18 protein-coding genes are annotated in these 19784 nt (G+C 33.5%); 8 read left to right on the plus strand and 10 right to left on the minus strand.

Annotated elements, in window-relative coordinates:
* Nucleotides 1-117: 117 nt before the first annotated feature.
* The 8 genes from IWX84_RS11965 to IWX84_RS12000 all read left to right on the plus strand — a co-directional run bounded on the left by IWX84_RS11965 (nt 118) and on the right by IWX84_RS12000 (nt 9026).
* On the plus strand, nt 118-972 hold the full coding sequence (locus IWX84_RS11965) for a S1 RNA-binding domain-containing protein (protein ID WP_196850989.1): 855 nt from the start codon (nt 118-120) through the stop codon (nt 970-972).
* 734 nt (nt 973-1706) lie between these two features.
* Nucleotides 1707-2537, plus strand: a complete 831-nt coding sequence (locus tag IWX84_RS11970; RefSeq protein WP_196850990.1) for a 1,4-dihydroxy-2-naphthoyl-CoA synthase — start codon at nt 1707-1709, stop codon at nt 2535-2537.
* A 94-nt stretch (nt 2538-2631) separates the two neighbouring features.
* Complete coding sequence (locus tag IWX84_RS11975; RefSeq protein WP_196850991.1) at nt 2632-3147, plus strand: PH domain-containing protein; 516 nt, start codon at nt 2632-2634, stop codon at nt 3145-3147.
* Nucleotides 3147-4661: a PH domain-containing protein gene (locus IWX84_RS11980; protein WP_196850992.1), complete on the plus strand. Its 1515-nt coding sequence runs from the start codon at nt 3147-3149 to the stop codon at nt 4659-4661. Before IWX84_RS11975 ends, IWX84_RS11980 begins: the two co-directional genes overlap by 1 nt.
* 144 nt (nt 4662-4805) lie before the next feature.
* A complete protein-coding gene (gene menA, locus IWX84_RS11985; RefSeq protein WP_196850993.1) occupies nt 4806-5756 on the plus strand; it encodes a 1,4-dihydroxy-2-naphthoate octaprenyltransferase in 951 nt (316 codons plus the stop codon).
* A 54-nt stretch (nt 5757-5810) separates the two neighbouring features.
* Nucleotides 5811-6488 (plus strand): metal-dependent hydrolase, encoded by a 678-nt coding sequence (locus IWX84_RS11990; protein ID WP_196850994.1) that lies wholly within the window; start codon nt 5811-5813, stop codon nt 6486-6488.
* A 130-nt stretch (nt 6489-6618) separates the two neighbouring features.
* Entirely contained in the window at nt 6619-7827 is a 1209-nt protein-coding gene (locus IWX84_RS11995; RefSeq protein WP_196850995.1) for a tetratricopeptide repeat protein, read from the plus strand.
* Nucleotides 7828-7985: 158 nt separating this feature from the next.
* Nucleotides 7986-9026 (plus strand): o-succinylbenzoate synthase, encoded by a 1041-nt coding sequence (locus IWX84_RS12000; protein ID WP_196850996.1) that lies wholly within the window; start codon nt 7986-7988, stop codon nt 9024-9026.
* Nucleotides 9027-9039: 13 nt separating this feature from the next.
* Here the strand turns inward: IWX84_RS12000 and IWX84_RS12005 are convergent, their stop codons facing one another.
* The 10 genes from IWX84_RS12005 to IWX84_RS12050 all read right to left on the minus strand — a co-directional run bounded on the left by IWX84_RS12005 (nt 9040) and on the right by IWX84_RS12050 (nt 19762).
* A complete protein-coding gene (locus IWX84_RS12005; protein WP_196850997.1) occupies nt 9040-10122 on the minus strand; it encodes an AI-2E family transporter in 1083 nt (360 codons plus the stop codon).
* Nucleotides 10123-10254: 132 nt separating this feature from the next.
* The gene (locus IWX84_RS12010) at nt 10255-10701 is read right to left on the minus strand and encodes a DinB family protein (RefSeq protein ID WP_196850998.1); all 447 of its coding nucleotides are present in this window, start codon (nt 10699-10701) and stop codon (nt 10255-10257) included.
* Entirely contained in the window at nt 10691-11170 is a 480-nt protein-coding gene (locus IWX84_RS12015) for a nuclear transport factor 2 family protein (protein WP_196850999.1), read from the minus strand. Before IWX84_RS12015 ends, IWX84_RS12010 begins: the two co-directional genes overlap by 11 nt.
* 246 nt (nt 11171-11416) lie before the next feature.
* Nucleotides 11417-13447 (minus strand): OmpA family protein, encoded by a 2031-nt coding sequence (locus tag IWX84_RS12020; RefSeq protein ID WP_196851000.1) that lies wholly within the window; start codon nt 13445-13447, stop codon nt 11417-11419.
* Between the two features lie 88 nt (nt 13448-13535).
* Complete coding sequence (locus IWX84_RS12025; protein ID WP_196851001.1) at nt 13536-15284, minus strand: Ig-like domain-containing protein; 1749 nt, start codon at nt 15282-15284, stop codon at nt 13536-13538.
* 26 nt (nt 15285-15310) lie between these two features.
* Nucleotides 15311-17011: an Ig-like domain-containing protein gene (locus IWX84_RS12030; RefSeq protein WP_196851002.1), complete on the minus strand. Its 1701-nt coding sequence runs from the start codon at nt 17009-17011 to the stop codon at nt 15311-15313.
* A gap of 570 nt (nt 17012-17581) precedes the next feature.
* Nucleotides 17582-18454: a histidine kinase dimerization/phospho-acceptor domain-containing protein gene (locus IWX84_RS15510; RefSeq protein ID WP_196851003.1), complete on the minus strand. Its 873-nt coding sequence runs from the start codon at nt 18452-18454 to the stop codon at nt 17582-17584.
* A gap of 176 nt (nt 18455-18630) precedes the next feature.
* Nucleotides 18631-18984: a hypothetical protein gene (locus IWX84_RS12040; RefSeq protein ID WP_196851004.1), complete on the minus strand. Its 354-nt coding sequence runs from the start codon at nt 18982-18984 to the stop codon at nt 18631-18633.
* Between the two features lies 1 nt (nt 18985).
* Entirely contained in the window at nt 18986-19333 is a 348-nt protein-coding gene (locus tag IWX84_RS12045) for a hypothetical protein (RefSeq protein ID WP_196851005.1), read from the minus strand.
* Between the two features lie 51 nt (nt 19334-19384).
* Nucleotides 19385-19762, minus strand: coding sequence for a YtxH domain-containing protein (locus IWX84_RS12050; RefSeq protein ID WP_196851006.1), 378 nt, complete (start codon nt 19760-19762; stop codon nt 19385-19387).
* Nucleotides 19763-19784: the final 22 nt, after the last annotated feature.

A 19784-nucleotide genomic window follows, 5' to 3' on the forward strand; every position in this document is an offset into this window, starting at 1 on the left:
AATTTGTGCTCCTAAGAAAGAATAATTAGGCGGATTTAAGCTTTATTTTTTTGTGGAACGTTTCTTAATTTACTATTTTCAAACTTCGTACCTTTGCACCTTAGAAATTAGAAGAAAATGATTGAAATAGGAAAATACAATACATTAACCATATTACGTGACACTAAAGTTGGATTGTTTTTGGGTACACCAGAAACGGATTCTGAAGGAATTCACGACATACTTTTACCCAATAAATACGTGCCAAACGAATTTGAAATAGGCGAGGAGCTTATTGTTTTTGTGTATTTGGATCACGAAGAAAGACCAGTTGCTACAACTCTAGAACCATATATATTGTTGAATGAATTTGCACTTTTACGTGTGAATTATATCAATCAAATTGGTGCTTTTATGGATTGGGGAATGGAAAAAGACATTCTGGTGCCGTTTAAAGAACAGGCGCGTCCTATGGAAAAGGGAAAACGTTATTTGGTTTACCTTTATATGGATGAAAAAACCAATCGACTGGTAGCTTCAAGTAAAACCAATCAATTTCTTAAAAATGAAGAGCTGACTGTTGAAAAAGGAGAAGAGGTTGATTTGATTGTTTCGCATATTACTGAAATAGGTATTAACGTTATCATCAACGAGAAGCACAAAGGATTGTTGTATAAAGATGAAGTTTATGATGATGCGATTCGTACCGGTGATAGAATGCGAGGTTATATCAAAACGATTCGTCCTGATAATAAAATTGATGTGGCATTACAGGTTCAAGGGTATCAAAGTATCGAACCTAACGCAGAGAAAATTCTGGATGAATTGCGAGCCAGTAGAGGTTTCTTGCGTTTAACGGATAATTCACATCCTGAAGACATTAAAACGGTTCTCAAAATGAGTAAGAAAACTTTCAAGAAGGCTATAGGCGCTTTGTACAGGGAGAAATTAATCGAGATTAAGGAAGACGGAATCTACTTAATTAAGGAATAAAAAAAAGAAAGACTAATCGAAAACGGTTAGTCTTTCTCTTTTTACTATTGTTTCAAAAATTTAAAACAATAATAAAATAATCTAAATTTCATTATTAAAGGATCTGTTCACTTGTATTCTTAAATAGTATGTTGAGTGCTATTTTTTAAAATATTGAATAAAGTTCTATTTGCTTTAATAAATTTGGGTTTGTCTTTAAATGTCCAAACATTTACTTTGTAGCATATATTCAATTTTACATTAAAGCCGTTGGTTTTGTATCTTTCAAAAGATTATTTCTCGTAACAATTTTGTCGGTGCTCAACTTTAGTGATGAGCGAGAAAGGTAATCTGTGTTTTAACCGTAGGAGTAAATTTCTATTTGTTTGCTATTGGGGAAAATGGTTTTCTAAATTGCTCGTTTGTCGAGGTTTTTAAAATATTTTTATAAGTTATTACCGTAGAAAAAGGAGCGACAAAATTTTTAATTGTGTTCAAAAAGTCGTTTTTTAGGTTAATAATTCAGTGAAAAAAAATGCTAAATCAAACTAAAATAATCCGTACAACATTGATTAGCAATGATTAAAATTAATAATTATTTTAATTAGCGACTAATTTGGCTAGCTATTATTTTGATTTTTTAACATTTTAGTCGCTTTTCATCAGAGAATGATTACCATGACCTTATCCGAAATAGAATAGATATAATGCAAAAAATAATTTAATTTTACGCTAAATAATTTAAATTGATTGAAATGGATTGGATCACTGTCAAAGAATACGAAGATATCACCTATAAAAAATGCAATGGCGTTGCTAGAATAGCTTTCAACAGGCCAGATGTGCGCAATGCTTTTCGTCCAAAAACAACCGCGGAACTATATAGTGCTTTTTACGATGCTCAGGAAGATACATCGATTGGTGTGGTTTTATTGTCTGCCGAAGGACCTTCGTCTAAAGATGGAGTATACTCTTTTTGTAGCGGTGGCGATCAAAACGCACGCGGGCATCAAGGATATGTGGGTGAAGACGGGCAACATCGGTTGAATATTTTAGAAGTACAACGATTAATTCGTTTTATGCCAAAAGTGGTCATTGCCGTAGTTCCAGGTTGGGCTGTGGGTGGCGGACATAGTTTGCACGTAGTATGCGATTTGACTTTGGCGAGTAAAGAACATGCCATTTTCAAACAAACCGATGCAGATGTTACGAGTTTCGATGGAGGTTACGGATCTGCTTATTTAGCCAAAATGGTGGGACAGAAAAAAGCAAGAGAAATTTTCTTCTTGGGACGCAATTATTCGGCTCAAGAGGCGATGGATATGGGAATGGTAAATGCTGTGATTCCGCACGCTGAATTAGAAAATACCGCTTTCGAATGGGCACAGGAAATTTTGCAAAAATCGCCAATGGCTATTAAAATGCTAAAATTCGCAATGAATCTTACCGATGATGGTATGGTGGGTCAACAGGTTTTTGCCGGCGAAGCGACTCGACTTGCCTATATGACGGAAGAAGCCAAGGAAGGCAGAAATGCATTTTTGGAGAAAAGAAAACCGAATTTTGAGAAAAAGTGGTTGCCTTAAGGAAGTGGTCAGTTTTCAGAAATCAGTTTTCAGGTTCAACAGAATCAAATAAAAACCTTGTCCCTCAGTGCCTCCGTGGCATAAAAAAATAGAAATGGAAAATTTTACAAACGAAACCATAGATACCAGTCAACTTCCGAAATTTGAGGAAGTTCAATTTACGGCTTTGCATCCTAATTATTGGAAAGTGACGATGATAAATTGTATAATTTTAATTTTGTTTTTATCTTTAGGACTAACCTCTGGGTTAATTTTTATCGAAGAATTATCTGGTTTTGAATTGCCATTTATCATTATGACGATTGTAATAATAGGTTTGATTTTATTGTTTTCCCGTATCGCTTTCCGCAAAAAGGGTTTTGCTTTTAGAAACCACGATGTGCTTTTTAGGCATGGTATTATCGCAACAAATACCATTGTGATTCCCTATAACAGAATACAACATGTGGCTTTGCATGAAGGATTGGTTTCACGTTACTTTGGCTTAGCCAAAATTGAAATCTTTACCGCCGGAGGAAGTTCCAGTGATATTGAAATCCCAGGAATCGAAAAAGAACAAGCTGAAAAAATCAAACAGTTATTGATGGGTAAAATACAAAAGCAACTTTAATGAGTACCGATTTTAGTCAGCCACAAAGACAATCTGTTGTTGGGATTTTGGTCATGTTTTTTTATACACTTCAACAATATGCAAGAGCCTTATGGCCAATTATTGTAATTTGGCTATTCAAGTTTGATGAAGTTAATAAAGTGTATCTACTACTAGGTACGATTATTACTTTTATTAGTATTGCAGTTGTGTCTTATTTGAAATATTTGAATTTTACTTTCTTTTTAGATACCGAAAATGGCGAATTTATAATTACCGAAGGTGTGTTCAATAAAACTAAAACGGCAATCCAACTTCATAAAATCCAACAAGTAAATATAAATCAGTCCTTCATCCAACGGTTAATTGGTGTTTACGAACTTGATGTAGATACAGCCGGAACCAATAAAAAAGAAGGCGCAATTAAAGCGATTTCTCATGAATTGGCTTTGGAACTAAAATCTCGTTTATTAGAAAATGAAGTAAAAAAGGTTGATAGTGAAACTACAGAATTAGAATTAGAAACATCAAAAGAACAGCCACTCGAAGCGGAACATCCTCTTATAAAAATAAGCTTTTTAAGCTTATTGAAAGTTGGAATTACTTCTAATTACGGACGAAGTATTTCGTTATTACTGGTGTTTTTTATCACAGTTTCGGATTATATTCAAAAAATTACTGGAAGAGATGTTTGGCAAGACAAAAATATTGATAATTATATTGATAAGAATTTTATCATTCAAACGGTTCTAATTCTTATTCTATTGTTGCTGGCGACTGTATTAATCATAAATTTGGTTCGGATTATTTTTAGATATTTTGATTATAAAATCACCAGACAAAAAGGGTCACTGCTGCTTTCTTTTGGATTATTAAATACAAAAAGCACTATTATAAAACCGGAAAAAGTCCAGATTACTACAGTTACGAGAAATTATTTCCAAAAGAAAATGAATATTCTGGAACTAAAAATCAGGCAAGCCACAAGCGGCGAAAGGGAAGAACGAAAATCAGCAATCGAAATTCCTGGTTGTAGCGAATCCGAAAGTAATGCAATACTAAAATTGTTGTTTGAAAAAATACCCACAAAAGGAGTGGTGTTAAAACCTAATTTTCGTAAGCTAGGCTTTGCACTTTTTTTGTCAATAGGATTACCTTTGATTGGATTTTATTTTTTGCGGGATTATGTTATTTTGCAAGCGCCTTCAATAGATTATTTGGTACTGGTTTATGTTGTATTGGTTGGATTAATTCAGTTTTTTAGATTCAAAAACAACAGACTTTTTATAAATGATCATTTTATAATCAAGCAAAGTGGCGCCTGGGACATTAGCGATGAAATCATAGAACTAAGTAAAATTCAGGCGATTACGACCTCGCAACTTTTTTGGCATAAAAATTTAAACATAGGCTCCCTAACTTTACATACTGCAGGTGGTACAATTGCTTTTCAATTGGGTAATTTTGCAACAATTAAAAAATATGTCAACCTTTGGTTGTACGAAATAGAAACGTCCAATAGCAACTGGATGTAATTTTTTTAAAACAGTTTATAGTCGCAGTTTACAGTCTTGCAGACATCAAAGAGAAACTCTGTGCCTTAGCGCCTTCGTGGCAAAAAAAAACGTATAAAAACTTAGCGCCTTCGTGGTAAAAAACATATTTTAAAACAAAATAAAATGAAACACTGGATTCAAGCCGCACGATTGCGAACATTACCATTATCAGTATCCGGAATTATAGTGGGAAGCATGTATGCATTGGCAAACCCAACAGATAATATACTCACTCCGACAGAAGTCTTCAATTGGAGGATCTTTGGTTTTGCCATTTTGACTACACTTGGACTTCAAATACTTTCTAATTTTGCCAATGATTATGGCGATGGTATGAAAGGAACTGATAATGAAGATCGAGTAGGGCCAAAACGCGCCATACAAAGCGGTGTAATTTCGCCTGAAGCCATGAAACGTGCAATAATAATCACCTCATTATTGACGTTACTCGCTGCCATTTTATTGATTTATTATGCGTTTGCAGATACAAATATCTGGTATTCTTTATTTTTTTTAGTTTTAGGAATATTATCTATTGTTTCGGCAATTAGATATACGGTTGGGAATACGGCTTATGGATATCGTGGGTTTGGAGATCTGTTTGTCTTTGTGTTTTTTGGTTTAGTGAGTACTTTAGGCGTGAATTTTCTATATTCAAAACAACTGGATTTTGTGTTGTTTTTACCCGCAAGCGCCATCGGATTATTGAGTACGGGAGTTTTGAATTTGAACAATATGAGAGATGAAGCTTCGGACAGGAAATCAAACAAAAACACAATCGTCGTAAAAGTTGGCGGAGCCAAAGCTAAAAAATACCATTATTTCCTGATAATCACTGCAATGGTTTTGATAGTTGTTTTCTCATTACTAAGTCATTTTCATTTTGATCAATATATATATTTATTGGCATACATTCCTTTAACCAAGCATTTAATAACGGTTTATAAAAACCAAGATGCTAGAGCATTAGATCCTGAATTAAAAAAATTAGCTTTAAGCACTTTTGCACTTTCGGTGTTATTGGCCTTGTGTATGATTTTCTTTTTTTCTGATTTGATTGTTAATAATTCTTAGTCAAAAGTTAATTTCAATTCCAAAAGTCAATTTCAATTTCAAAAACTTATATTCATGAAAATAACATTTTACGGTCATGCCTCTTTGGGAATCGAGGTAAGTGGGAAACACATTTTGGTCGATCCTTATATTTCTGCTAATCCAAAAGCAGCACATATCGATATCAACACTTTAAAAGCCGATTTTATTTTGCTAACGCATGCACACGGCGACCATATTCTGGATGTCGAAGCCATTGCCCGCAGGACAAATGCGGTAATTGTATCCAATGCCGAGATAGCAGGACATTATTCCAAAAAAGGATTTCAATCCCATCCCATGAATCATGGAGGAAGCTGGAATTTCGACTTTGGAAAAGTAAAATATGTAAATGCAATTCATTCCAGTTCATTTCCTGATGGCAGTTATGGCGGAAATCCTGGCGGTTTTGTAATTGAAGGTGAACATAAAAATATCTATATTGCTGGCGATACAGCGCTGACTATGGATATGAAACTCATTCCAATGCGTACCAAACTTGATTTGGCTGTTCTGCCTATCGGTGATAATTTTACGATGAATGTTGAAGACGCTATTATTGCGTCTGATTTTGTGATTTGTGACAAGATTTTAGGCTACCATTACGACACTTTCGGTTATATAGAAATCGATCATGAGGCTGCGATTCGTAAATTCTTCGATAAAGGAAAAGATTTAATGCTATTGGAAATAGGAAGTTCTATAGACTTGTAATTTTATTTTCGACAACAATTTAGTAATATGGAGCTATTCCAGCTATCCGTTGCAATCTTTTTATTTTTAAAGAAAAAATAAAAAGGATTTCCACTGCTATCTGGGCTATGAAACCACGTTAATCAAGAACATGAATATTAAAAAAGTTTTTTTTCTACTATTTACAACGTTTGTATTTCAGTCCGCTTTTTCACAAAAAGACGGCTATTGGGATAAAGATCGTACCACTACCGAAGAAATTTCTGTTTCAGCAAGAAACATAATTGTGATTAAAACCCAAGATTTCCCTGTTGGAACTACAGAAGTGGTGTACAGAATCACACTTTTGGATCAGAACCAACAAATGGCGGGTAGTTTGGTTTCGGTATTAAAAGCTATTCCGGATCCAACAGGTATCAGCCAAGGTTCTGCCGGAGCCGTTTTTATACTATCTAAAATCTCAGGAGATGATAAATGCAAATATGCAATTTTTTCAAAAGAAGAATTAGCTTCCAAATATAAAAAAGATGGAAAAACGACTGACGCGTGTTTAGTTCAGGATACACCAGTTAGTAAAGATGCTAAACGACTTTCTACAGAGAAATCGGCTTGTATGAAATCGAATTCTGGAAATTTATGGTTTGGTTTCGAAAGCAAGAATTGGATCATGAATCAGAAAATCATTCTTGAAGTAGTGCCTTGGGTTGACCTTAAACTCAGTCGAGGTTGGAGTGCTGAAAACAAAAAGACTATTATTGATCAATGTAAGACATCGAATTTGGCTCAAAAAATGACCAATTCAGATGATTTCTGTGTTTGTATTTTGGATAAAATACAGACAAAATATAAGTTTAAGGAATTTCAAAAATTATTAGCCATCGAGCGTTCCAAAGCTTTTAAAGATTTTGGAAAAAAATGTTTTGATGAAACTGGCGCTTCTAATGTTGTTTACAGCAGTTTGCGTAAACAAGCTACTGATTTGACAAAACAAGGGTTGTATGGAGCAGCTATAGCGAAATTAAACACAATAATTAATGACGGGAAAGCAACTGCTTTGGATTATAATGCAATAGGAAACAGTTACATTCTAACGAAACAATACGGGAAAGCCATTAAATTCCTCAAAGAAGGTGAGAAACTTGATGATTCGGAATTATTGATAAAACTGAATCTCGCGCATGCTTATTTATTAAACAAAAACTATTCATCTGCCAAAGCGATTTACAAAGAATATCAAGCGCAAAACGTAACGGATAGTTTGAGCTGGGCTGAAAAAGTAAGACAAGACTTTGAGACATTCAAAAAATCAGGAATTCAGAATGATGATTTTAAAAGAGTTTTGAAGTTGATGGAAAAGTAGTTTGACTTTTTTTAAAACTTATAGCTCTTCTATGTTTAAAAGAAGCGGTTAATTTGTTTTACCTTTTAAGTAATTTAAGGGCATTTAATTTTTGAAAAAATTAATTAGATACAAGTTTACCAGATTAAAAGAATTCATAATTTATAATTCATAACTTTTTGAAAGCAACTTATCACAAATACATTCTTAATTTCAAACGACCTTCGGGAACTTCTCGCGGTGTGATGAATGAAAAAGAAACTTGGTTTATTATTTTGGAACAACAGGATAAAAAAGGGATAGGCGAGTGCGGAATTCTTCGTGGATTGAGTATCGATGACCGACCGGATTATGAAGAAAAATTGCAGTGGACTTGCGCTAATATTCACTTAGGAAAAGACGTGCTTTGGGAGTCTTTATTGGAGTTTCCATCGATACAATTTGGCATCGAAATGGCCTTTCAATCTTTGGCAAGTGAAACTCCTTTTTTGTTGTTTCCTTCGGACTTTACGAATGGCATAAAATCAATCCCAATTAATGGTTTGGTTTGGATGGGAACTGAGGCTTTTATGAAGCAACAAATCGAGGAAAAACTAGCGGATGGTTTTCATTGCATTAAACTTAAAATAGGAGCGATAGATTTTGATAAAGAATTACAATTATTACGATTTATTCGGGAACATTTCACTCCCGAACAAGTCGAAATAAGGGTCGATGCGAATGGTGCTTTTGATTTAAATTCAGCTTTAGATAAATTGAATCAATTGTCTGAATTTAAAATGCATAGCATTGAACAACCGATACAAAAAAACCATACTGACAGGATGGCAGAGCTGTGCAAAACCACTCCTTTTCCAATTGCATTGGACGAAGAGCTGATTGGTGTGTTTACAGTGTCAGAAAAAGAGGAATTGCTAGTCAAAATAAAGCCCCAATACATCATTTTAAAGCCTAGTTTTGTGGGCGGTTTTCGTGGTACTCAGGAATGGATTTCATTGGCTGAAAAGCATAAAATCGGTTGGTGGATTACGTCTGCTTTGGAGAGTAATGTTGGTCTTAATGCTATTGCACAGTGGACCTTTTTACAGCACAATTTGATGCCTCAAGGATTAGGGACAGGAGCACTTTATACTAATAATTTTGACTGCCCATTAGCAGTTTCAAAGGGGCAATTGTGGTATGAAAAAGAGGTGAATTGGTCGTTTGATTTCAATTTGTAAAAAGTGTATTAAATTAGATTTTTGTATCTTCTCCATCACCCAGTAGTACCGATAGCGTTTTTAAACTAGGGGTACGATCCGCAATCAATTTTACGATGCTTATGAACGGAATGAAAAGAATCATTCCTGCTGCACCCCATAAAATGCCTCCTACAAGTATCATAATTATAATGACAAGTGTATTTATTTTTAACCGGCTTCCAACGGCAAAAGGGAATATTATGTAGGCTTCGAGTACTTGTGCAATAGAAAATACAAGTATAACTCCTAGAGGATACCAAATAGAATTGTAGGTTATCCAAGAAACTGTGATTGGTAAAAGTGACGATATCATAATCCCTACATAGGGTATAAATGTCAGTATCGAAGCGATAAAACCGAATAGAAAAGGATGTGGGATACCAATGATTGCCAATCCTACACTGTTTAAAATTCCAACTATTAGATACACTACTATCATCCCTTTGATAAAATTATAATAAGCGTGAATAGTTTCAACCAAAATTTCATGTATAACATTTTTTTTCTCCTTTGGGAAAATATGATATAGCGCTTTCGATAGAAGTTTACGGTGATATAGTATAAGAGCTGAAAAAACAGGAATCATTAAAAGATAAAAAAAGGATTCAGATAGGGAATAGGCGGTATTTCTTAGCAATGAAAAAGCTTCGGATCCGGAATTATCGATGGTAGTTTTAAGAAATCCTGCTTGTTTTTCGTCGCTTATACCAAAGCGTTCCGTTATAAAAATACTAATTTGAGTTACCGCATCTATAAGTTTACTTTTTAATAATTGCCATTCATTGAAGAATTCCATCAATTGTGCCACAAGTAGATAAATGATTGCACCAGCAAGAATTGTCACAAAAAACAAGGAAATACTAATAGATAATCCTTTATTTATTCCTTTTGTTTCCATCCATTTGCAAACTGGATAAAGAATAAAGCTATTAAGCAATGAAAAACTTAAAGGGATAAAAAGTGTTTTTCCAAAGTAAAGGAGCATAGACGCAAATACAATTAACTGAAGAATCTCTAAAACAGAAAATGTTTTTTTGGAAGTAATTAGAGTTGGTATATTTGGAAACGGTATCATACTTTTATCGTATATAACTTTTATTTCGTACCTATCAATTAATGCATTGCAGTATAAATGACAATGAGTATTAAAAGTACTAATAATTAATTATATCGACGTATTTATCCTTAGATATATAGTTGGGATATTTTAAGACGTCAACAATCGTCGGTGATAATTTATTTGGCCAAGATGATAGGCAAGGTGAGTAGTTAAATGAATCAAAAAGAATTCAGTTGTCATTTTTGTTTCAAAGACTAAAAGCGGATATTCATTTTGTAGCATTTCATCCGTTAAAGAACGAAGTGCGTTGTCAACAATAGTTTTAGTTTCTTCAATTTTATTAAGTAATTCAGCTTTTGGAACATCTTTAAGCGAAAATTCAAGTGCTCTGTTTCTGACATAGTTTGTTTTTCCAAATTCAGCTCCAATATAGGTATTCAGATTTCCTATTAAGTGCAAACACAAATTTCCGGCTGAATTTGAAATTCCTTTTTGGACGCACCAAATGTCAGTTTCATTCTGATACAACTCAATTTCCTTTTTTAACTGATTTAAGTCTCTGTTAAAAAGAGTTTTTAATGTTTCAATGAGCATCTTTAGTTTCTTTATATTTCTTCAACGACAATAGAGCTCGTTCTTGTATCTTTTTTTGAAAATAACCAGTCCATCCAAATAAATAACCGGTACTTCCAAATGCTTGCTTGGTCCATTTCCATATGTCAAAATTATCGGTATGTTTAATTATTAAACCATCTTTAAATTGAAATTCGGACTTAATTAAATTCACAACTTTTCGATTGGTTTTGCTGAAGTTATAAGTTGCAACCCACTTTGCGGAACCAAGATATTCAGTTGCTTTTACTTCATCAAATTCGATTTTTATTTCTCCTTTATTATTCTTAATTAACATTTTCCACATGTCGCATACATCATTTCCCTTTAATAAACCAAAGACAGGGTCTCGAAACTTTATATCATGATGGTAGCAGGTGCACATCGATTTAGCATCTGCATTTGCAAAAGCAGTATAAAATTTAATTAAAATTTTCTCGTTAGCGTTCATATTTGAATAAAAGTGTAGAGTAAAAATAGTAATTTTTTTGTTAAATTTTAACCTTTCAAATTTTATTCAATAAATTTTACTGTTTTAATTTATTATTTTTTTACCAGTAATAGATTTAGTAGCGCTTTTAATCTACCTAATAGTAACTAGTTATGATTTTATATTGCATAAAAAAAGGATAGAATTTTGAGTTTCTATCCTTTTTTGCATTCTGAAAAATATGTTCTGTAAAAAATAGTTAAACTGTTATTTTACAGGGATTATATCAATAACTACTGTACGGTTATAAAAACGCTCTTCTGGAGTTTTGTTTTCAAAAGGAGATTTATTTTCATCTTCTCCAAATCCGTTCACTTCAAATTTCACATCATTTCTGCCAGCTTTAGATAAAGCGCTTTCAATTATGGTTTTAACATCATTTGCACGAGCTGCAGATAAATTTAGGTTATATGCTTCTCCACCAATAATATCAGTATGACCATGAATGATAACCATTCCTCCAACTGGGATTTTAGGTGTCACCACATCAGTAAGGTATTTTTCATAGATTGTGATTGCTTTTGCTTTATTAAATTCATAAAGAATACTATATCTAATTCCTTGTTCAATTGTAGCGGGTTTCCAAAGAACTACATGAACTGGAGTTTCTTTTTCTATCACTTTACCACTTTTGGTTTGACCTACCATTTTCATAGTGAAATCACCTTCTGCTCTGTTTCCTAAAATTGATTTTCCAGGAATAGTTACCACGTCTTCTGTATAAGGTCCAAAAGATTGTACTTTTCCTTGTTCATCAGTCATTTGAATAGAGTAGGTAGACAATGCATCTTTAGCTCCCTTATTGTTGATTGTAACGTAACTTTCAACTGGCGCTTCTTGAAGAGGCATAATTACTACTGGTTTCAATTGTGCATCAGGACCACTTTGAAATTCCATCAATAAATTTGAAGAATTACTTTCAATGGTAACTCTGCGATCTCCTTCACGAAGTAGTTCAAGTTCTAATGTTGCGCCTGGCTGTTCTGATGGAACAGCTGGTTTGCTTTGACCTTTAGTGCTTATTCTAGATGGGTTTATTTCAAATACATTTACCAAATAGGTTTTGATTGATTCTGACATCGCTAGACCATCTTCAGTACCTTTTTCAGATGAACCAACTAAAGTTATAGTTGCTGAAGGATTTTTTTGCATACGATCACCAAGTATATTTAATACATTATAATAAACAACCATCTGACGCTTTGAGCGATCTGATAGATTTTTTGGTGCAAAAACTTCCAATTGGTCTTCTTTAAAATCTTTAACCTGATTTTTATTTAATAAAACGTAACGACTTGGTATTTCAGTTGATCCGATATTAAAAAACACGTAGTTTCTAAGTGGCAATATTTCACTCATTCTTTGTTCTCCTGCAACATTTTTTGGAGAATCAACAGAAAATTGAACTTCACGATCCTTTACTAAATCTGTAGATTCTTGAATATTTGTTCCTTGTCCAAATTTAAGTGCAACACCTGCTCTCACAGTAGTTATATTCCATGTTTCAGTTGAACGTGGATTTTGACCAAAATAAGGTTGGAAAGAAACAAAAGGAGACAATACAAATTGAGTCTTGTTGTTATCTGATGAAAGTGGAATATCATATCCTGCTCCAATTTGCATTGAAATAAGAGTTTTGTCAATATTATCAAAATCGCCTTTTACTGCAGGACTTGCTGCTTGAGTAGGGATAGCTGGATTAACACCTAACTGATAAGTAAATGATTTATCCATGTTGAAAGCCAAACGCGGACCTCCATATAAATAAAAATTATTTTTGAATGGCGCAAAACGCAAACTAGGCTCTACGGTAACGTAGCTCAGTTTAGTTGATAAATCTGCTGGGCAGTCACATGGAGTAACAACTTGGTCAAACTTGCCTTTACGGCTATCATATCCTGCTTGCAACATAAAACCCCATCTTGATTCAGGACGGTGAAATTCTAAAAGAGGTGCAATATAAAGTCCAGTACCAAAACCATCGTGAAACGCAACTGGCGATTTAAAATCAGCATTCATTTGTTGAGTGGAACCGCGATAGAAATTAAAATTAGCACCACCAGCTACTCCAAAAAACCAAGAAGGTTTTGTGTATTTAATTGCTTGTGCTTCCTGCGCTTGAACTGCAGTTTGAAAACTTAACCATGATAAAGCAATTATTGCAACACTTTTGATAGTTAGTTTATTAGGAGAATATGCTAAGCATAATCCCACGTTACTATTATTTTTTGCTTTCATTTTTATATTTTAATTATTTCATTTTTTAGATAAATCCCGCCCGAAGACGGGATGTAATTATTTGGTTTTACAACTATCCCGTACTTAATTATTGTACGTTAATAATTGTATTTACCATAGTAACTGAAGAAACTAAGGATATCGCTTTACCGTTTAACACAGTTTGAAGAACAGCGTTAGTACTGTTTGCAGGATTAGACAATGTCACTCCAGAATTAGCGATAATAGTTCCAACCATAACTCCACCACCTGCGTAGTTAATTACTGCTGTACTACCTACATACCAATATACATTTTTAGCTTGAGCTCCGTTTAACAGTTTTACACTGCTTGGTGCTGCATCTCCAACTGTTAATGCTGCAGCCGTTTGGAAAATCCAAACTGCATCAGGATCACCTTGAGCATCTAAAGTAAGATCCCCATTTGTAATTTTAAAAGTACCACTGGCAGCTTTATAAATACCTGGGGCTAAAGTTAACCTACCTAGTTCACCTGCACCCGGATCAATACCACCTGGTTTTGAAGCTGGAGAAATACTATTATAAGCTGCATTAGCTTTAACTAATTCAGGAGCTGCTGCTGAACCAACTGTAATTCCACCTTGTACGAGTCCATTATTTAAAGGTGTAACAGTATAAACAGCACCATTAGTTAGATCTGTGAAACCTGTTATTAAAGATGCGGCAGCGGTAGTACCAATTCCTCCATTGTTAATTCTTGTAAATAAACCTTGATTGGTAATTCCGGCATTTCCTCCGAAAGCTCCCATAGTTACACCAGATGCGGCTGGCGGAATTGTACCACCAGAAACTGGTAGGGCTGTAGAAAAGGTCCATACATAATTAGTTGCCATTGGTATACCTGATGTACTTTTAGCTGCAGTAGTTATCGTGCAAGTATATGTTCTCGCAGATAATAAAGGCAGATTTGGATTAAATGAAGCCGTTAATCCAGAATAAGTAACAACACCCACAATGTTATTATTTAATTGATCTTTTACAGAGAATGTTGTAGCAGGATCTACTAATGTTGCAGGGTCCATCGCTATATTAAACGTAGCTGTAATCGTTTTATTTAATTGAACATCAATTGCAAGTGGCGCAGGATCAGTAGATACTACAAAAGGTACAATTGGTGTTGAAAATGTCCAGGTATAATTGCTTGCCATTGGTACACCTGCAACATTTTTAGCTGCGGTTGATATAGTAGCTGTATATGTTTTTCCAGGTAATAATAAAAGCGTTGGTTTAAATGAAACCATTGTTCCTGAATAAGTAACTACACCTGCAATTGAATTTAAACCTTCTTTTACTGTGAATGTTGTCGCCGGATCAACCAAGGTTGCCGGATCCATAGCCGTGTTAAAAGTTGCAGTAATTATTTTATTTAAAGGAACATTAGTAGCTAGTGGTGCTGGATCAGTTAGCGTAACAAAAGGTGCTACACCAGTAGAAAATTTCCAAACATACTCAACTTGTAACGCATTTCCATTGATATCTTTAGCAGAAGTTTTTACTCTTCCTGTATACACTGTATTTGCTGCAAGCAAAGCACCTGGAGTAAATGTTGCGACATTACCGGAATAGGTAATTTTTCCACTAATAGGTGTTCCGTTCTCAACCGTAAAGGAGGTCTGAATCGTTTCTGGATTCATCGCTTCATTGAAGGTCACTGAAATTATTTGGTTCAAAGGAACTCCAATTGCTCCAGGAGCCGGAATCGTTGAAACCACTACAGGACACACGCCAACTGTTTCAACGAAATCATCGGTTGCGCAACCTGAAATCAAAGCAAATAATGCGATGGCAAATGTTAATAATAACTTTTTAGTTTTCATTTTTATTTATGTGTTAATTTTTATAATTACGGTTTTGTAATAATATTTGTATCAGTCATTACTACTGCACCATTTCTGGCAAGCATTCTTCCTGTTGCAGTTGCATGGCTACCCATTGTTATAGATTGTAAAGCCAATACGTTTCCTTGAAAATTTGTATAGTTTCCAATTGTCGCTGAACTTCCAGTTTGCCAATACACATTTTTAGCTAAAGCTCCTCCTGCAAGAACAATATTTCCACCGGCACCACCTACAGTTGTAAAAGCAGATGCGATTTGGAAAATCCAAACATCAGTTGCACTACCGCTAAGTGTTAAATTACCATTTTGTACTAAAAGTGTAGAGGTTGATTTATAGATACCAGCAACTAAAGTTTTTCCTCCTTGATCGCCTGCTATTCCAATAGGTGCAGAGTAAGAAGCTCCTTCAACGAAAAGATAGGCATCAGTAAGATCTTTTTTTGCTTGAGTTAACATAGCAGCTGTTCCAGCTGGAGCAATATCATCAGAAGCATAGATTGCACCGTTTACAATTGTTGCAGGTGGAAAACCTGTAATTGAAGAACGAACACCTGGGCTAATACCTACATCCATGTTACGTATTTGACTGAAGCCAGCGTTATTACTAACTCCAACTCCTGAAATAATTCCAAATCTTGCAACCGATTTAAGATCTACAAGTGAACCAGTTACAGGTACGTTTGTATTAAAACTCCAAATATAATTATTAGCTAATGGAACACCAGCTGCATTTTTTACGGCAGTTGTTACAGTAGCTGTATAAGTAGTATTCAATAAAAGATTAGATGAAGGCGTAAAGTAAGCCACGTCTTTCGTAAGATTGTAGGTTAAATTACCTAAAATTGTTGTAGTACCTGATTTTAAGGTAATGTTTGCACTAGTAAATGTCGATACATCCATTGGCATACTGAAGTTTATAGTAATTACCTTGTTGGCAGCAACATTTGTAGCATTGTTTAAAGGATCAGTTGATAAAACTTTAGCAGCTAAAACGCTACCAGTTGTAAATTTCCATACGTAGTTTTTGGCAATTGTAGTACCTTGAATATTTTTTGCTCCAGTTGTAATAGTAGCAGTATATTGGGTATTAATTGCAAAATCAACGTTAGGATTAAAAATTGCATTTGTTCCGTCATAAGATACATTTCCTGCAACTGGTGTAGTTCCTTGCATTACAGTAAATGTTGTTCCATTTATTGTTGAAGCATTCATTGGCATATTAAATGTTGCAGATACGTTTTTATTAATAAAAACTCCTGTAGCATTAGGTGCTGGGTCAGTAGAGCTCACAGATGGAGTTACAAATCCACCAGTACTAAACGTCCATGTGTTCGTTGATTGTAAAGTCGCATGACCTAATAAATCTACAGACGACACTGTTACTGTAGCGGTGTAAGTAGTGTTTGGCGCTAGCGGTGAAGCAGGCGTAAAAGTTATGGTTGCACCATTAGTAGAAACTGTTCCTGGAACCACTGTAGTCCCTTGCTGTAACGTAAAAACTGTTTGAGTAGTACTTGGGTTGATCGCTTCATTGAAGGTCACCGCAATTACCTGGTCTAAAGGTGTGTTAATAGCGCTGTTTAAAGGGCTAGTAACATTCACAACTGGAACTGTTGCCGTAGTATCCATGGATTGATCTGAGGAACATCCAGAAATTAAAGCAATAAGTACGATTGCTAGAGTTAATAGTAAATTTTTAGCTTTCATTTTATCTTTGATTATAGGTTAAGAATTATGTGCACCAAAGGTGGCCCTGTTAAGAGAATAATCTATTGTAGTATTCAAAAATTAACTTGTAAAATTCACTTATTAATATTTTGTTAAAATACTACAAATCAGTTGTTTAGATTAATTGATAGGTTTTGAAGGTATTTGAACCCTAAAAATCATTGAAAAAAAACCTAAAAAAAGTCTAAAATTTAAACCAAAATAATTGTAATCTTTTATTTGCGAAAAGCATTTGGAGTAGTGAACAGGATTATTCTGCAATTATTTAAGAACCAAATTAAAAAATGCAAAAAGAATAAAGTCTATTAAACAGGAAGAGTAAATATATAAGCAGAGAATATATTTTTTTTGGACATAAACCTTTACAAGATTATTCCAAAAATTGTTGAGGATGCTCAAAAAGCTTAGGTTTTGAAAATTATATAAATTCGTAGTTGTGAAATAAAAAGAAAGAGCTTATAATTAAGGAGTAAAGCAAAAAAAATTAGATTCTATTTTTTAAAATTGGAATTTCACAAGTCGACAATTTGAAAATAAAAATGCAGTTTTCTATAAATTTTGTTTTCCTTTTTTTCCAAGTTCGAAAATAAATAAGGTAAGGTCTTTGGTAAAGGTATCAAGAGATAAAGCAGATTGTTTTATATAATCTAAATACTCTAGATGTTCTTCTGGTGAATTAGTATTTTTATTTAGGATTTGAGATAGTCCTAAAATATTAGCAATAGGTTGTCGAACTCTATGTGAAGTCATAAACATCATTTCTTCCAGTCCTTTTATATACTCTTTTTGATATCCTTGAACTTTTTTAAGTTCTTTATTTGCAGTCATTAACTCTTTAGCTCTTTTTTCTTTTTCGGTATTTTGAAAAGCAAGCTCACGATTCGCAATAATTAACTCAGCCGCACGTTTTTCTTTTTCTTGATTTTGGAAAAGAAGTTTTCTATTAGCAATGTTAAGCTGTGCAGTTTGAAATGCTCTTTCTTTATTTTTGAAATCAAGTTTTTCATTAGCAATTATTAACTCGGCAGCTCTTTTTTCTTTTTCTTGGTTTTGAAACACGAGTTCTTTGTTTGCCACAATAAAGTCAGCATAACTTTTTTCTTTTTCTTCATTTAGAAAGGTAAGCTTTCGATTAGCAATATTTAGTTCTGCCGTTTTAATGGCCAGTTCTCTATTTTTGAAGGCAATTTTTTTATTGATAAGTACTAGCTCTGCCGCTCTCTTTTCTTTTTCTTCGCTCTGAAGCGCAAGTTCCTCCTTTGCAATGACAAGTTCAGATGTTCGCTTAACTATTTCTTGGTTTTGATACGCCAATTCTTGATTAGTTATAATTAATGGTATAGCTGGTTTTTCTTTTTCCTTATTTTGAAAAGAAAAGTTTTTACTATAATTAGTTAATTCAATTTTTTTTGGTGTAATCACTATTTTTCTATTAAAAGTTTTTAAGAAAAAAAATCATTAGTAAAAAATAAATCAAACTGTTGTTTGACTTCATTTTTTAGGGTAGCATTTGAAACCATTGCACTTGCTAAATCTACAAAAAATAAAATACTTAACAATTTAAGTATTTTTAATTAATCAAAAAATAAATTTGTTATTTATTCTTCAATTTCTCTCAATTTTGAATGCTCTTTATTCTTTGTAACCAGATTGGTTATCGCAAATTGTATTGCGGTTCCTAAGATTCTTTTGAATGGATTATGTGTTGATCCAACCAGAAGTTTTTTAGTCAAATATCCGGTGGATATACCAATAACATTATTAATTAAATTACCTTTTAATTCTGACGAAGTTGTCATTTCACTGAAGGCACTTTTTATCAAGTTTAAAGGTTTCAAACTATCATAAGTTAGTTCAAACTGTTCTTTAAGTATTCTTAATTCATAAGCTTGTCTATATTCTAATAAAGAAATAGTTTCATTCAAAGTATCAGTTTCGTTTGTCTTTTTCATATTATTTCTTTTTTAACATTTTTATAATTATGAAATTACTCACAGGTAGCTTAATCCATTCATCTTTAAAGCTGTTGATGACAATCGCTAAAATAAAGTATGCGCCGGCAACTGCAAAATACCCATAATATGTTTTACCAAGTAATTCGCCAATCCATAAAGAAAGACCAATATTTAGCAACAGGGCAAACATAGCAACAACAATAATAACGGTTAACCTTGAGAGAAGTGAGGATAAAACATCCGCAGATTTATCAATAGCGTTCATCTTTGCTAATTCTACAGTTGTTCTAGTGTAAACCTCTGCTTTTTCAAAAAGCATTTCTATTGTTGTTGCTCTATTGTCCATGATTTTAATTTTAAGCTTATTTTTATAATGAATTTTTTGACTCAAATATTTTTAAATATTTGAATTTTTTATATCACTTTTAAAATCTTCAAATTTTGATTTCCCTTCAGATTTTACCTCTTCATATTTTGATTTTCCTTCTGCTTTCGCATCATCAAATCTAGAAGTTCCTTCTGATTTTAAATCTTGAAATTTTGATTTTCCTTCAGCGATTAAATTTTCGCCTTCTTTCCAAATTTTCTCATATTTATCAGTCATGGTTCCTAGCAATGTATCTAATTTGTCTTTCAACTCGTCAGCATAATCATTACTTTTATCCATAATTCTTCTTCTTGTTTTGTCTCCTTTTTCAGGAGCAAATAAGATTCCTAATAATGCTCCGGCAGCAACACCACCTAATATCCCTAATACTACTTTATCTGTTTTCATAATTGTATTTTTTAATGTTTAA

It is taken from the genome of Flavobacterium sp. CG_9.10 (genome assembly GCF_015752245.1).
Lineage (GTDB): Bacteria > Bacteroidota > Bacteroidia > Flavobacteriales > Flavobacteriaceae > Flavobacterium.

Excerpts from the sequence above, each read along its gene's own strand:
- IWX84_RS11965 (WP_196850989.1), top strand. The coding sequence starts at position 118 with ATGATTGAAATAGGAAAATACAATACATTAACCATATTACGTGACACT.
- IWX84_RS11970 (WP_196850990.1), top strand. The coding sequence starts at position 1,707 with ATGGATTGGATCACTGTCAAAGAATACGAAGATATCACCTATAAAAAA.
- IWX84_RS11975 (WP_196850991.1), top strand. The coding sequence starts at position 2,632 with ATGGAAAATTTTACAAACGAAACCATAGATACCAGTCAACTTCCGAAA.
- IWX84_RS11980 (WP_196850992.1), top strand. The coding sequence starts at position 3,147 with ATGAGTACCGATTTTAGTCAGCCACAAAGACAATCTGTTGTTGGGATT.
- menA (WP_196850993.1), top strand. The coding sequence starts at position 4,806 with ATGAAACACTGGATTCAAGCCGCACGATTGCGAACATTACCATTATCA.
- IWX84_RS11990 (WP_196850994.1), top strand. The coding sequence starts at position 5,811 with ATGAAAATAACATTTTACGGTCATGCCTCTTTGGGAATCGAGGTAAGT.
- IWX84_RS11995 (WP_196850995.1), top strand. The coding sequence starts at position 6,619 with ATGAATATTAAAAAAGTTTTTTTTCTACTATTTACAACGTTTGTATTT.
- IWX84_RS12005 (WP_196850997.1), bottom strand. The coding sequence starts at position 10,122 with ATGATACCGTTTCCAAATATACCAACTCTAATTACTTCCAAAAAAACA.
- IWX84_RS12010 (WP_196850998.1), bottom strand. The coding sequence starts at position 10,701 with ATGCTCATTGAAACATTAAAAACTCTTTTTAACAGAGACTTAAATCAG.
- IWX84_RS12015 (WP_196850999.1), bottom strand. The coding sequence starts at position 11,170 with ATGAACGCTAACGAGAAAATTTTAATTAAATTTTATACTGCTTTTGCA.
- IWX84_RS12020 (WP_196851000.1), bottom strand. The coding sequence starts at position 13,447 with ATGAAAGCAAAAAATAATAGTAACGTGGGATTATGCTTAGCATATTCT.
- IWX84_RS12025 (WP_196851001.1), bottom strand. The coding sequence starts at position 15,284 with ATGAAAACTAAAAAGTTATTATTAACATTTGCCATCGCATTATTTGCT.
- IWX84_RS12030 (WP_196851002.1), bottom strand. The coding sequence starts at position 17,011 with ATGAAAGCTAAAAATTTACTATTAACTCTAGCAATCGTACTTATTGCT.
- IWX84_RS12040 (WP_196851004.1), bottom strand. The coding sequence starts at position 18,984 with ATGAAAAAGACAAACGAAACTGATACTTTGAATGAAACTATTTCTTTA.
- IWX84_RS12045 (WP_196851005.1), bottom strand. The coding sequence starts at position 19,333 with ATGGACAATAGAGCAACAACAATAGAAATGCTTTTTGAAAAAGCAGAG.
- IWX84_RS12050 (WP_196851006.1), bottom strand. The coding sequence starts at position 19,762 with ATGAAAACAGATAAAGTAGTATTAGGGATATTAGGTGGTGTTGCTGCC.